Raw genomic sequence first — 13,687 nt, forward strand, 5'->3', positions numbered from 1 at the left:
CTCCTCCTGTCTGCCAGGCGTTCAGTTAAGCACCGCGCCGTGGCCGGACAAAGTGTCATTTGCGCCGAACTCTCGGCGGTTTCACCCTATCAGCGACACAACACCCGGCGCTCCAGAGCCGCCTGCAACTCTTCGAATTTCACCGGTTTGCCCAGGTAGTCGATCACGGCGTCCGCCGCACAGCGCTCCCGCTCGGCCCCCAGCGCCAGGACGAACACCGGCAGGTGGGCGCAACCGGGCAGATCGTGGATCCGGCAGCACAGCGACGCGCCGTCCAGCGGCGGCAACTGGCAATCGATCAGCACCGCGTCGAACGTTTCGCGCTGCAGGCATTCGAGCGCCGCCTCGCCGTGGTCGGCCGTGCGCACCCGGAAGCCGAGCTTGAGCAGCATGCCGCGCATGACCAGTTGATTGACGCTGTTGTCGTCCACCAACAGAACGGTGCAATCCTGCGGCACCCGCGTGCCGTCAGCGCTGTGCAGCGAGACGGGAGCAGGTTCGAGCGCCGGCAGTTCGAATTCGACATCCAGCTGGAACCGGCTGCCGCGCCCGGGCTCGGAACGGTGGGTGAGCTTGCCGCCCAACAATTCGACCAGTTGCCGGCAGATCGCCAGGCCGACGCCCAGGCCGCCGTACTCCCGGGTCATCGAGCCGTCGAGCTGGAAGAACCGCTGGTACAGCGTCGCCTCGCCCAGGTCGGTGAAGCCGATGCCAGTGTCGATCACCGCGAACGACAGCGCCAACCGGTTGCCTTGGGACGGCTTGCCGGTGACCCGCAGGGCCAGCCCGCCGACCCGGGTGAACTTGATCGCGTTGTCCAACAGGCATTCCAGGCATTGCGCCAGTTTGCCGCTGTCGCCGTGCAGGCGGTCGGGCAAGGTCGGCAGCACATCGACCTTGAAATCCAGGGCCTTGCTCGACGCATTGCCGTCGAACTGCACCCGCAACGCCTCGATCACCCCCCGCAGGCTGAAGCTGCCCGACGTCGCCTTGAGCTTGCCGGCCTGCAGTTCGGTGAGGGTGAGAATGCCGTTGACCATGCGCATCATGTCCCGGGCGGAGCCAGCGGCGGTCTGCTGGTATTGCTCCAGTTCCGGATCCAGTTCGACGGTCTGCATCAGTTCCAGCGAGCCGATCACGCCGTTCATCGGCGTGCGCAACTCGTGGGTCAGGGTCGCCAGGAACTCGTCCTTGAGCTTGTTGCTGTGGGCCAGTTGCTGGTTGAGCACTTCCAGTTTCTGCCCGGCCTCAAGCAGGGTCTGGGCCTGCTGCTCGCGCATGGCGTTGATGCGGTCGGCCAGGGCCAGCGACAGCAGCGCCACTTCGATGGCCGAGCCGATCTGGCTGGCGTACATGGTCAGGAACACGTTCGGCAGCACGCCCAGCACCATCAGGGTGTTGACCACCCCGCCGAGCAGGAACGCCGACCACGCAATGATGAAATAGCGCGCCACCCGCAGGCCGCGCCACCAGGCCAGGATCCCGGCGGCGAAGATCACCACGGTGAAGGTCAGCGCCAGGGTCGTCGCCAGGCGCAGCGCCAGCCCGTAACTGGTCATCAGCGACAGGCCCACCACCAGCGCGCCGAACACGATCAGGGCGATCAGCAGCCGGTCGAGCCAGCGGCTGTGGTCTTTGGTCTGCAGGAAGCTGCGGGCGAACTGGCTGCCGAACAGCCCCGCACAGCCGATGAAGAACGGCGTGGCGGCGTTGGCCCACCACGGGTTGTCAGGCCAGAAGTACTCCACCGCCGCACCGTTGACCGACAGTTGGTACAGGCCGAACGAGGCGATGTAGAAGATGTAATAGAGGTAACTGGTGTCGCGCACGCTGAGGTAGATGAACAGGTTGTACACCAGCATCCCCAGCAGCACGCCATAAATGATGCCCAGCACGTACAGGCGCACCGGCTGGCCTTCCAGGTAGGCGGTGCTCGACCACAGCGTCACCGGGGCCTGGATCGAGCCTTCGCTGGCCAGCCTGAGGTAAACGGTCTGCGCCTGGCCCGGTTCGAAGGCCAGGTCGAACAGGTAATTGTTCTGGCGGATCTCGCGGCTGGCGAACGGCAGGGCATCGCCGGTCTGGCGCGTCAGGCGGTAGGCGCCCGTCGCATCGGGCAGGTAGAGGTCCAGGTGGTCGAGCGGCGGGTAGGCCAGCTCCAGCAGCCAGGTGCGCTGCGCCGCCGGATTGTTCGGGCGGTAAAGCAGATCGATCTTCAGCCAGAACGCCGAGCGCGAATAGCCGGCGTTGAGCGTGGCCTTGTCATGCGGCTTGAAGCGGCCGGCAGCGTCTTGCGCGCGGACATCGGCGAAGGTCGCCTGACCGCTCGGGTCTTCGAACACTTGCAGGGATCGGCCCAGGGGGAGGCTCTGGGTGAATTCGTCGAACTCGACGGCGCTCGCCAGGAGGGGCAAGCAGAACAGCAACATCAGCAAATAGCGCATTGAAGCCCCAGCGTGGCTTGTCCGGTTGCGTCAGGAAGCCCCCCATTCCCTTTGAGAAGACGTAAAACCGGTATTACCTGTTATTGGTTTGGATCCACTCTAGCATAGCCGTTGATGGCCATTGAGCACCATGGAAATTTTTCCGACAGAGGCTCTAGAACGGGCGTTTCAGAGCAAAGTACCGGGCTAGAGCTGTTGGCTTGGTCAGATTGTGACAGTACAGTCCGTTGCGGGACGGCGCTTGCTCCCGATCCGCCGCCATGCCATTGATCCGGATGTGTCGGCAGAATGGCGCATCGAGGCCGCTTTGCGGCCCGGCGGCAGCAAGCTCCCTCACCACAGCTGAACCCGCACACCGGGATTGGTGGTAAGCTCGCGCACCATGAATACCTATAGCTCCCGCCCCGTTGTCCTCTGTCTCTCCGGCCACGACCCCAGTGGCGGCGCCGGCCTGCAGGCAGATATCGAAGCCCTGCTCGCCCAGGGTTGCCATGCGGCTCCGGCCGTCACCGCCCTGACCGTGCAGGACACGGTCAACGTCACCGATTTCCGCGTCCTCGACCGCGAGTGGGTGTTGGCCCAGGCCAATGCCGTGCTCAACGATTCCGACGTCGCGGCGGTGAAGCTGGGCATGCTCGGTTCCCTGGAAATGGTCGACACAGTCGTCGAACTGCTCCAGGCGCACCCGCACCTGCCGGTGGTCTGCGACCCGGTGCTGCGCGCCGGCGGCGGCGGACGCCTGGGCAAGGACGAGGTCGGCTACGCCATTCGCGAACGCCTGCTGCCGCTGTCCGCCATCGCTACCCCGAACCTGCCCGAGGCGCGGATCCTCGCCGAACTGCCCGAAGGCACCGCGGACGAGTGCGCAGAAAAGCTCCTGCCGTTCGTCAAACACCTGCTGATCACCGGCGGCCACGGCGACGAGACGCAAATCCACAACCGCCTGTACAGCCGCGACGGCCTGCGCGAGACCTTCCTCTGCCAGCGCCTGCCGGGCAGCTACCACGGTTCCGGCTGCACCCTGGCCAGCACCCTGGCCGGTCGGCTGGCCTTGGGCGAAGACCTGGCCAGCGCCGTGCGCAGCGCCCTGGACTACACCTGGCGCACCCTGCGCGACGCCGAGCGGCTGGGCAAAGGCCAGTTCGTGCCGCGCCGCCTGCCGCTGGACTTCTGCGCCTGATGCAGCGCCGCTGACGCGGCGCACCTGATGTTCCGCGCCTGACGCCGGGAGGCCTGTGCGATGAAATTACGTGGCCTGTACGCCATCACCGACAGCACGCTGCTGGCGGGCAAGTTTCTGCCTTACGTGGAGGCGGCGCTGGAAGGCGACGTCACCCTCCTGCAATACCGCGACAAGAGCGGCGACGACGCCCGCCGCCTGCGCGAGGCCGAAGCCTTGCGCGAGCTGTGCGAGCGCCACGGCACCCGCCTGATCATCAACGATGACGCCGAGCTGGCCGCCCGCCTGGGCGTCGGCGTGCACCTGGGCCAGACCGACGGCCCGCTGTCGCCGACCCGCGCCCTGCTGGGACCGAAGGCGATCATCGGCTCGACCTGCCGCGCGCAGCTCGACCTGGCCGAACAGGCGGTGAAGGAAGGCGCCAGCTACGCCGCCTTCGGCCGCTTCTTCAACTCCAGCACCAAGCCCGGCGCCCCGAGCTGCAGCCTCGGCCTGCTCGACGAGGCCCGCCGCACGCTGCATCTGCCGATCTGCGCGATCGGCGGCATCACCTTGGACAACGCCGCCCCGCTGGTGGCCCACGGCGCCGACCTGTTGGCGGTCGTCCACGGCCTGTTCGGTGCCGACAGCACCGCCGAGGTGACGCGCCGCGCCCGCGCATTCAATGAATTGTTCAAATCCTGACCTTCGAGAGCCCGATCATGTCCCGTTCCGAAACCCTGTTTGCCAATGCCCAGAAACACATCCCCGGCGGCGTCAACTCGCCGGTCCGCGCGTTCAAGAGCGTCGGCGGCACCCCGCTGTTCTTCAAGCATGCCGAAGGCGCCTACGTCACCGACGAAGACGACAAGCGCTATGTGGATTACGTAGGTTCGTGGGGCCCGATGATCCTCGGCCACAGCCATCCGGACGTGCTGGACGCCGTGCGCAAGCAACTGGAGCACGGCCTGTCCTACGGCGCCCCGACCGCCATGGAAACCGAGATGGCCGACCTGGTCTGCTCGCTGGTGCCGTCGATGGACATGGTGCGCATGGTCAGCTCCGGCACCGAAGCGACCATGAGCGCCATCCGCCTGGCCCGTGGCTTCACCGGCCGCGACAGCATCATCAAGTTCGAAGGCTGCTACCACGGCCACTCCGACAGCCTGCTGGTCAAGGCCGGCTCCGGCGCATTGACCCAGGGCGTGCCGAGCTCGGCCGGCGTGCCGGCGGCATTCGCCAAGCACACCCTGACCCTGCCGTTCAACGACATCGGCGCCGTCGAGAAGATGCTCGCCGAAGTCGGCCAGGACGTCGCCTGCATCATCGTCGAGCCGGTGGCCGGCAACATGAACTGCGTGCCGCCGGCGCCGGGCTTCCTCGAAGGCCTGCGCAGCCTGTGCGACCGCCACGGCGTCGTACTGATCTTCGACGAAGTGATGACCGGTTTCCGCGTCGCCCTCGGCGGTGCCCAGGCCCACTACGGCGTGACGCCGGACCTGACCACCTTCGGCAAGATCATCGGCGGCGGCATGCCGGTCGGCTGCTTCGGCGGCAAGCGCGAGATCATGCAGCGCATCGCGCCGCTGGGCCCGGTCTACCAGGCCGGCACGCTGTCGGGCAACCCGCTGGCCATGGCCGCCGGCCTCACCACCCTGCGCCTGATCAGCCGTCCGGGCTTCCACGCCGAGCTGACCGACTACACCACCCGCCTGCTCGACGGCCTGCAGCAACGCGCCGACGCCGCCGGCATCCCGTTCGTGACCACCCAGGCCGGCGGCATGTTCGGCCTGTACTTCAGCGGCGCCGACGACATCGTCACCTTCGACGATGTGATGGCCAGCGACGCCGCGCTGTTCGGACGCTTCTTCCACCTGATGCTCGAAGGCGGCGTGTACCTGGCGCCGAGCGCCTTCGAAGCCGGTTTCACCTCCATCGCCCACGGCGAAGCGGAACTGAAACTGACCCTGGACGCCGCAGAGCGCGCCTTCGCCGCCCTGAAGTAATCCGCCCTGACGCTGACGTTGGCCAATGCCGGCGTCAGCGTTTGCCTACACCTGAGCGTTTTTTCCTGCATCGCCGCCGACAATCGCCTGCAAACCGGGCGACCAGCGCTCCGCGCAGCAGAAAATCGAGTAAAGACTTTGTAAGGTTGGGCCTGCTTATTTCATAATGCGCGCTTATTGGATCCCTCGACGGGTCCGCGTGCCCTTCAGAGGTAAGTCGATTCCCATGAACCGCACCGGCCGCACCCTTGCCTTGGGCTGCCTGTTGCTCCTTCAGCCGCTGCTTGCACATGCACAGGCAGGCGGCAACTCGTTGTTGATCCCGGCGATGGGGCGTTGCACCCTCAACACCCAGCCGCAAGACGTCACGCAGGCCCTCGCCGCCTGCCAGAAGGCTGCGGACGAAGGGGATGCGCAAGCGCAATACGAGTTGGGCGAATTCTACTACGACGGCAAGAACGCACCGCGCGACCTCAACCAAGCCCTCAACTACTTCGAAAAGGCCTCGCTGCAGGGCCACGCCCAGGCGCAGTTCAAGCTCGGCACCATGTTCTTCCACGGCGAAGGCGTGCAGGCCAACAACATCCAGGCCTATATCGTGCTGAAGATGGCGGCGGTCAACGGCGCCGAGGATGCGTTGGACACCGCCGACGAAGTCGCCGAGAAGATGCCCCGAGAAGACCTCGAGACCGCCACCCAGGTGCTGGGGCAAATTTTCCGTAAATACCTGATGGAACTGCAGAGCGCGGACGGGCGCACGCCTTTCTCGCCGCTGCCCTGAAACCCGCTGGTCTGCCGTGAGTGCGGCAAGTGAGCCGTGGCTTACTTCTCAGGCATCGGCATCGGAAACGGCATCACGTTGCCGGTGCCGGCCCGGGCCTCGCTGATCTTCGGCGTGCCGAGGCGCTCGACCTCGTCGATGCGCACGATCGAATGCATCGGGACGAAACTGCGCACCACGCCTTCGAACTGGGCCTTGAGCTTCTCTTCGCTCGGATCCACGACCACCTGGGTGCGCTCGCCGAAGACGAACTCTTCCACTTCCAGAAAACCCCACAGATCGCTTTGGTAGATCTGCTTGGCGTACATTTCGAACACCTGGCCCTGGTTGAGGAAAATCACCTTGTAGATCGGAGCTTCGCGTTTGGTCATGGCGGGCGGACAACACATCGGGGCAAAAATGAGGGCGCAAACTATAGCACAGGCACCGGTCGCGCAGCGGTAGGAACCTTTGGACATGTTCCCTATAATGCGCGGTTCTTCGAATCACGTGACGACCTGAATCCATGGCCAAAAAGCTCTACATCGAAACCCACGGCTGCCAGATGAACGAGTACGACAGCTCGCGCATGGTCGATCTGCTGGGTGAACACCAGGCCCTGGAAGTCACCGCCCGCGCCGAAGACGCCGACGTGATTCTGCTCAACACCTGCTCGATCCGCGAACGCGCCCAGGACCGGGTGTACTCCCAGCTCGGCCGTTGGCGCGAACTGAAACTGGCCAACCCGGAGATGGTCATCGCCGTCGGCGGCTGCGTGGCCAGCCAGGAAGGCGCGGCGATCCGCGACCGCGCGCCCTACGTCGATGTGGTGTTCGGCCCGCAGACCCTGCACCGCCTGCCGGAAATGATCGACGCCGCACGCATCAGCAAGCTGCCGCAGGTGGACGTCTCGTTCCCGGAGATCGAGAAGTTCGACCACCTGCCCGAGCCGCGCATCGACGGCCCGAGCGCCTACGTGTCGGTGATGGAAGGCTGCAGCAAGTACTGCACGTTCTGCGTGGTGCCCTACACCCGCGGCGAGGAAGTCAGCCGGCCGTTCGACGACGTGATCGCCGAGATCATCCACCTGGCCGAAAACGGCGTGCGCGAAGTCACCCTGCTCGGGCAGAACGTCAACGGCTACCGCGGCCTGACCCACGACGGCCGCCTGGCGGACCTGGCCGAGCTGATCCGGGTGGTCGCAGCCGTCGACGGCATCGACCGCATCCGCTACACCACCTCGCATCCGCTGGAGTTCTCCGACAGCCTGATCCAGGCCCACGCCGAAGTGCCGGAGCTGGTCAAGCACCTGCACCTGCCGGTGCAGTCGGGCTCCGACCGGATCCTGGCGGCCATGAAGCGCAACCACACGGCGCTGGAGTACAAGTCCAAGCTGCGCAAACTGCGCGCCGCCGTGCCGGGCATCTGCATCAGCTCCGACTTCATCGTCGGCTTCCCCGGCGAGACCGAGAAAGACTTCGAACAGACCATGAAGCTGATCGCCGACGTCGGCTTCGACTTCTCCTACTCGTTCGTCTACAGCCAGCGCCCGGGTACCCCGGCGGCCGACCTGGCAGACGACACCCCTGAAGAGCTGAAAAAGGAACGCCTGAACGCGCTGCAGCACCGCCTGAACCAGCAAGGCTTCGAGATCAGCCGACAAATGGTCGGCACCACCCAGCGCATCCTGGTCACCGACTACTCGAAGAAAGATCCGGGCGAACTGCAGGGGCGCACCGAGAATAACCGTATCGTCAACTTCCGCTGCGACAATCCGACCCTGATCGGGCAGTTCGCCGACGTGCACATCGATTCGGCGCAGCCGCACTCGCTTCGCGGCTCGCTGATCGGCTGACGGTACAGAACAACGGCGGGAACGGGCTTGCCCGCCCCCGCAACGTCGGCCATTCACCTTGCAAGATTTAAGAGCTTTCGCACCCACGCCACTGGCGTTATCCTTGATTTCATCATTATTGCCCCAGGGCGGCTAAATACGACCTTGAACGCACCCATAGAACCCCATCGCTTCATCCTTGAGCCCTTCGAGGCTCGTCGCTTCGCCAATCTGTGCGGGCAGTTCGACGAGCACCTGCGCCTGATCGAACAGCGCCTGGCCATCGAGATCCGCAACCGCGGCAACCAGTTCGAACTGATCGGCGAACCCAAGCACACCACTTCCGCGGAAAACCTGCTGCGCCGCCTGTACCGGGAAACCAAGGGTACGGAGCTGTCGCCGGACATGGTGCACCTGTACCTGCAGGAATCGGCCGTCGAAGAACTGGACAAGCACTCCCCCGCCGAACCGTCCGTCGCCTTGCGCACCAAGAAAGGCATGATTCGCCCACGCGGCCTGAATCAGCTGCGCTACGTGAAGGAAATCCTCGGCAACGACATCAACTTCGGCATCGGCCCGGCCGGCACCGGCAAGACCTACCTGGCCGTGGCCTGTGCCGTGGACGCGCTGGAGCGTGAACAGGTGCGGCGCATCCTGCTGGTGCGCCCGGCGGTCGAGGCGGGCGAAAAGCTCGGCTTCCTGCCCGGCGACCTGGCCCAGAAGATCGACCCGTACCTGCGCCCCCTCTACGACGCGCTCTACGAAATGCTCGGCTTCGAATACGTGGCCAAGCTGATCGAACGCCAGGTGATCGAAGTCGCGCCGCTGGCCTACATGCGCGGCCGCACGCTGAACAACAGCTTCATCATCCTCGACGAAAGCCAGAACACCACCGTCGAACAGATGAAAATGTTCCTGACCCGGATCGGCTTCGGCTCGACCGCCGTCATCACCGGCGACATCACCCAGGTCGACCTGCCGCGCGGCACCAAGTCCGGGCTGCACCATGTGATCGAGGTGCTGAAGGACGTGCCGGGCATCAGCTTCACCCATTTCCAGCCCAAGGACGTGGTGCGCCATCCGCTGGTGCAGCGCATCGTCGAAGCCTACGAGCGCTTCGAGACCCGTACCGAAGCGGCCAAGGAACCCCCGCGCGATGCTTGAGCTAGACCTGCAAACCGCCACCGAGGCGCCCGCGCCGAGCGAAGCCGAATTCCGCCGTTGGTGCGAACTGGCCCTGCGCCAGCGCAGCGCCGACTCGGAAATGACCATCCGTCTGGTGGACGAGGCCGAAGGCCGCGAGCTGAACCGCACCTGGCGCCAGAAGGACTACGCGACCAACGTCCTTTCGTTCCCCGCCGAAGTGCCCGACGAGTTTCTCGACATCCCGCTGCTGGGCGACCTGGTGATCTGCGTGGCCGTGGTCGAGCGCGAGGCTGCCGAGCAAGGCAAGGCGCTCGACGCCCACTGGGCCCATCTGGTCATTCACGGCTGCCTGCATCTGCTGGGCTACGATCACATCGATGACGATGAAGCCGAAGAGATGGAAGCCCTGGAACGCGAGTTGCTTGCCGAACTGGGCTACCCCGATCCGTACGCGGACGACGAAACCGAAACATCCCCTACCGTTACGACAAAGGATTCAGAGTAATCGCTATGAGCGAAGATCGATCGAGCAACGGGCAGAAGTCATGGCTGGGCAAGATCACCCAGGCTTTTGCCCACGAGCCGAAGAACCGCCAGGAGCTGATGGAGCTGCTGCGCGACGCCCATCAGAACAAGCTGCTGGACAGCGAAGCGCTGGCCATCGTCGAAGGCGCCATCCAGGTCGCCGACCTGCAGGTGCGCGACATCATGGTGCCGCGTTCGCAGATGGTCAGCATCAAGGCGACCCAGACGCCCCGCGAATTTCTCCCCGCCGTGGTCGACTCGGCCCACTCGCGCTATCCGGTCATCGGCGAAAGCCACGACGACGTGATGGGCGTGCTGCTGGCCAAGGATCTGCTGCCGCTGATCCTCAAGGAGAACGGCGAGAGCTTCAACATCAAGGACCTGCTGCGCCCGGCCACCTTCGTGCCGGAGTCCAAGCGCCTGAACGTGCTGCTGCGCGAATTCCGCGCCAACCATAACCACATGGCCATCGTCATCGACGAATACGGCGGCGTGGCGGGCCTGGTGACCATCGAAGACGTGCTGGAACAGATCGTCGGCGACATCGAGGACGAGCACGACGTCGAAGAGGACAGCTACATCAAGCCGCTGCCCAGCGGCGATTTCCTGATCAAGGCCCTGACCCCGATCGAGAACTTCAACGAGTTCTTCGACAGCGAGTTCTCCGACGACGAGTTCGACACCGTCGGCGGCCTGGTGATGAGCGCGTTCGGGCACCTGCCCAAGCGCAACGAGATCACCGAGATCGGCGCTTACCGCTTCCGCATCCTGAACGCCGACAGCCGTCGGATCCACTTGCTGCGACTGACCCCAATCGCCCGCTGACCTCCAAGGATAGAAATGCGCTGGATAACCCGCCCCGGCTGGCCCGGTAACCTGCTGGCCGTGGCGGCCGGCGCAATCACCACCCTCTCTCTGGCGCCGTTCGACATCTGGCCGCTGGCCTTGCTGGCGGCGGGCCTGTTCTATGCCGGCCTGCGCGAGCTGAGCCCGCGCCAGGCGCTCGGCCGGGGCTGGTGCTTCGGCTTCGGCCTGTTCGGTGCCGGCACCAGCTGGATCTACTACAGCATCCACCACTTCGGCGGCGCTTCGGTGCTGCTGGCCGGTTTCCTGATGCTGCTGTTCACCGCCGCGATCGCCTGGTTCTTCGCCCTGCCCGCCTGGCTCTGGGCGCGCTGGCTGCGGCGCAACGAAGCGCCGCTGGCCGATGCGCTGGCGTTCGCGGCGTTGTGGGTCGGCCAGGAGGCGTTCCGGGGTTGGTTCCTCACCGGTTTCCCCTGGCTGTACTCCGGCTACAGCCAGCTCGACGGCCCGCTGGCCGGGCTGGCGCCAGTGGGCGGCATGTGGTTGGTGTCGTTCGTCCTGGCACTGACCGCCGCACTGTTCCACAACATGCCGCGCCTGCTCAGCGGCGGCCGCAAGGGTTTCGTGGCCGCCGGCCTGCTGTTGCTGATCGGGCCGTGGGTGGCGGGCGTCGCGCTCAAGGGCCACGCCTGGACCAGCCCGGCGGGCGCGCCGCTGAGCGTCGCCGCGATCCAGGGCAACGTCGAGCAGAGCATGAAGTGGGATCCGGCGCAGCTCAACGCGCAGTTGGCGCTGTACCGCGACCTGAGCTTCCGGTCCAAGCCGGTGGATCTGCTGATCTGGCCGGAGACCGCCGTGCCGGTGCTCAAGGAGTCCGCCGAAGGCTACCTGAACATGATGGGCACCTTCGCCGCCGAGCGTAAATCGGCGCTGATCACCGGGGTGCCGATCCGCCAGACCGTGCGCCACGAGAAGCGCTTCTTCAACGGCATCACCGTGGTCGGCGAAGGCGACGGCACCTACCTGAAGCAGAAACTGGTGCCGTTCGGCGAATACGTGCCGCTGCAGGATCTGCTGCGCGGGCTGATCGCGTTCTTCGACCTGCCGATGTCCGACTTCGCCCGCGGCCCGGCCGACCAGGCGTTGCTGCAGGCCAAGGGCTACCAGATCGCCCCGTTCATCTGCTACGAAGTGGTATACCCGGAGTTCGCCGCCGGCCTGTCCGCCCGCAGCGACCTGCTGCTGACCATCAGCAACGACACCTGGTTCGGCACCTCCATCGGCCCGCTTCAGCATTTGCAGATGGCGCAGATGCGCGCCCTGGAGGCCGGACGCTGGATGATCCGCGCCACCAACAACGGCGTCACCGGCCTGATCGATCCGTTCGGCCGCATCACCGAAAGCATCCCGCAGTTCGAGCAAGGCGTGCTGTACGGCGAAGTGGTGCCGATGCACGATCTGACGCCGTACCTGCAATGGCGCTCGTGGCCGTTGATCATTCTGTGCGTGCTGTTGTTCGGCTGGGCGCTGATGGCCGGGCGGATCTCCAAGACCCTCTGAAGGCTTCGCGGCGCCTTCACCGGCGCCATCGCCAGCAGGCTGGCTCCCACAGTCAGGCGCGCCTGAATACAGCCGCTGCGGGAGCGGCGGCGCGACGATTCGACTTGTCCGCGACGGGGCCATCGGCCCCGTGCATCATTCAGCTTCGTCAGCCCCTCGATAGAACAGCGAATACCCCACCTGCCCCACCGCCTCGTTCAGCAACTGTCCGCTTTGCCAGATCGACTTGAACTCCGGCAACCAGCCGCCGAACGGCCGGGCGTTGTCCGTGCCGAGGAAGCCGACCGGCGCCGGCACCACCTCGAACCCGGCCTGCTCGAAACACCACACCGCCCGCGGCATGTGCCAGGCCTGGGTCACCACCGCGACGCGCTTGATGCCCTGGGGCAGCAGCACCTTGGCGCTGAGCACGGCGTTTTCCCAGGTCGTGCGGCTCTCGCCTTCCTGCCAGCGCACCGTCACCCCGAAATCGTCGCGTAGCGAATCGGCCATCAGCTTGGCTTCCGTCGGCGGCGTGCCGTAATGCAGGCCGCCGCTGGTCAGGATCGGCAGCCCCGAGGCCTTGGCCAGACGCGCCGCATATCGCTGCCGCTCAAGCCCGATGCCGGTCGGCTGATCCTCGCCCCAGGCCAGGTCGCCGCGCTCGCGCCCGGAACCCAGCACCACAATCGCGTCGGCGCGTTGCGAAAGCCCCGCCCAGGCCTCACGGGCCAGCGGCGGCTCGCGCTCCAGGGCCTTGGCGCCCCATTGCACGACCACCGGCAGGCTCATCAGCCACAAACCGCCCAGCCCCAGGGCGAAGCACAGCCCGGCCAGGCGCGGACGTGAGCGGCGCAGCCACCAGGCGACCAACAGCAGCAGGAAAAGGATGCCGGGCGGCAGCAGCAGTTGTTTGATGAAATAGCGAAAGGGCATCGGGCATCTCCAAAGATGCCCGCAGCCTAAGTGGGTTGATTCGACGCGACAACCTATAAGGTGGGATCCCGCTTGAAAAGATCCGCTTCTTGACCTGCCATGCGCTTACTTGGCCTGCAGGGTGCGGACCTTGACGGTCGCTCTGCCGGGCGCCTTGTCCTTGAGCCATATGACCTTGGCCGAAGGCACTGCATCGAGCTGTTTCACTGCCTGTGACAGACATCCGTGGGCTTCACGTTCACTGCGATCCAGGTAAGCCTTGACCAGATCGAACTCGGCGGGGCTCAAGCCGCGCAATTCCAGCTCCAGGGGGCGCTCGTCGCGCAGCCGTCCCGCGGTTCTCGCCGCGTCCAGGGCCATGCCCAGACGGTCGATCAACCGCTCGTACAACTCGGGTTTGGTTACGTTCTGTTGCTGTGACTCCACCATCCCTCACCTCATTGAAGATAAGACTCACTCCCCACTAAGGAGCTTAGCTTCGCTGCACAAACCGGCCGCACGCCGCGACCAACGGCCCCCGCAGCCGTTTTGCCC

General features: G+C 65.5%; 13 protein-coding genes. 9 read left to right on the forward strand and 4 right to left on the reverse strand.

Translation table 11 applies throughout. The features are described 5' to 3' along the window. Window positions 1–89: 89 nt before the first annotated feature. Window positions 90–2,444 carry a hybrid sensor histidine kinase/response regulator gene (locus CAG33_RS14310; protein WP_085584017.1) on the reverse strand — a complete coding sequence of 785 codons (2,355 nt, stop codon included), beginning with the start codon at window positions 2,442–2,444 and terminating at the stop codon, window positions 90–92. A gap of 382 nt (window positions 2,445–2,826) precedes the next feature. Between CAG33_RS14310 and CAG33_RS14315 the strand changes: the two genes are divergently transcribed. From CAG33_RS14315 to CAG33_RS14330, 4 genes are all read left to right on the forward strand, one after another. Then, a complete protein-coding gene (locus CAG33_RS14315; protein WP_085638923.1) occupies window positions 2,827–3,624 on the forward strand; it encodes a hydroxymethylpyrimidine/phosphomethylpyrimidine kinase in 798 nt (265 codons plus the stop codon). Window positions 3,625–3,684: 60 nt separating this feature from the next. Next, entirely contained in the window at window positions 3,685–4,308 is a 624-nt protein-coding gene (gene thiE, locus CAG33_RS14320; RefSeq protein WP_085638926.1) for a thiamine phosphate synthase, read from the forward strand. 17 nt (window positions 4,309–4,325) lie between these two features. After that, entirely contained in the window at window positions 4,326–5,609 is a 1,284-nt protein-coding gene (gene hemL, locus CAG33_RS14325; RefSeq protein WP_085584011.1) for a glutamate-1-semialdehyde 2,1-aminomutase, read from the forward strand. 226 nt (window positions 5,610–5,835) lie between these two features. Then, entirely contained in the window at window positions 5,836–6,390 is a 555-nt protein-coding gene (locus tag CAG33_RS14330; protein ID WP_085584009.1) for a tetratricopeptide repeat protein, read from the forward strand. Window positions 6,391–6,431: 41 nt separating this feature from the next. Here CAG33_RS14330 and CAG33_RS14335 read toward each other — a convergent pair whose 3' ends face one another. Further along, entirely contained in the window at window positions 6,432–6,761 is a 330-nt protein-coding gene (locus tag CAG33_RS14335; RefSeq protein ID WP_085584007.1) for a DUF1820 family protein, read from the reverse strand. Between the two features lie 134 nt (window positions 6,762–6,895). Here CAG33_RS14335 and miaB point away from each other — a divergent pair, with 134 nt between their 5' ends. From miaB to lnt, 5 genes are all read left to right on the forward strand, one after another. Beyond that, window positions 6,896–8,224 carry a tRNA (N6-isopentenyl adenosine(37)-C2)-methylthiotransferase MiaB gene (gene miaB, locus CAG33_RS14340; protein WP_085638929.1) on the forward strand — a complete coding sequence of 443 codons (1,329 nt, stop codon included), beginning with the start codon at window positions 6,896–6,898 and terminating at the stop codon, window positions 8,222–8,224. Window positions 8,225–8,368: 144 nt separating this feature from the next. Further along, the gene (locus tag CAG33_RS14345) at window positions 8,369–9,367 is read left to right on the forward strand and encodes a PhoH family protein (RefSeq protein WP_085632368.1); all 999 of its coding nucleotides are present in this window, start codon (window positions 8,369–8,371) and stop codon (window positions 9,365–9,367) included. Further along, a complete protein-coding gene (gene ybeY, locus CAG33_RS14350) occupies window positions 9,360–9,854 on the forward strand; it encodes an rRNA maturation RNase YbeY (protein ID WP_085632369.1) in 495 nt (164 codons plus the stop codon). Before CAG33_RS14345 ends, ybeY begins: the two co-directional genes overlap by 8 nt. Window positions 9,855–9,859: 5 nt before the next feature. Then, on the forward strand, window positions 9,860–10,699 hold the full coding sequence (locus CAG33_RS14355; RefSeq protein ID WP_085583999.1) for an HlyC/CorC family transporter: 840 nt from the start codon (window positions 9,860–9,862) through the stop codon (window positions 10,697–10,699). A gap of 15 nt (window positions 10,700–10,714) precedes the next feature. Further along, window positions 10,715–12,238 (forward strand): apolipoprotein N-acyltransferase, encoded by a 1,524-nt coding sequence (gene lnt / locus CAG33_RS14360; protein ID WP_085632371.1) that lies wholly within the window; start codon window positions 10,715–10,717, stop codon window positions 12,236–12,238. Window positions 12,239–12,373: 135 nt separating this feature from the next. Here lnt and CAG33_RS14365 read toward each other — a convergent pair whose 3' ends face one another. Then, a complete protein-coding gene (locus tag CAG33_RS14365) occupies window positions 12,374–13,153 on the reverse strand; it encodes a YdcF family protein (RefSeq protein WP_085586005.1) in 780 nt (259 codons plus the stop codon). A 105-nt stretch (window positions 13,154–13,258) separates the two neighbouring features. Next, complete coding sequence (locus CAG33_RS14370) at window positions 13,259–13,582, reverse strand: hypothetical protein (protein ID WP_085586003.1); 324 nt, start codon at window positions 13,580–13,582, stop codon at window positions 13,259–13,261. Window positions 13,583–13,687: the final 105 nt, after the last annotated feature.

The organism is Pseudomonas sp. B3(2017) (genome assembly GCF_002113595.1).
GTDB classification, from domain to species: domain Bacteria; phylum Pseudomonadota; class Gammaproteobacteria; order Pseudomonadales; family Pseudomonadaceae; genus Aquipseudomonas; species Aquipseudomonas ekonensis.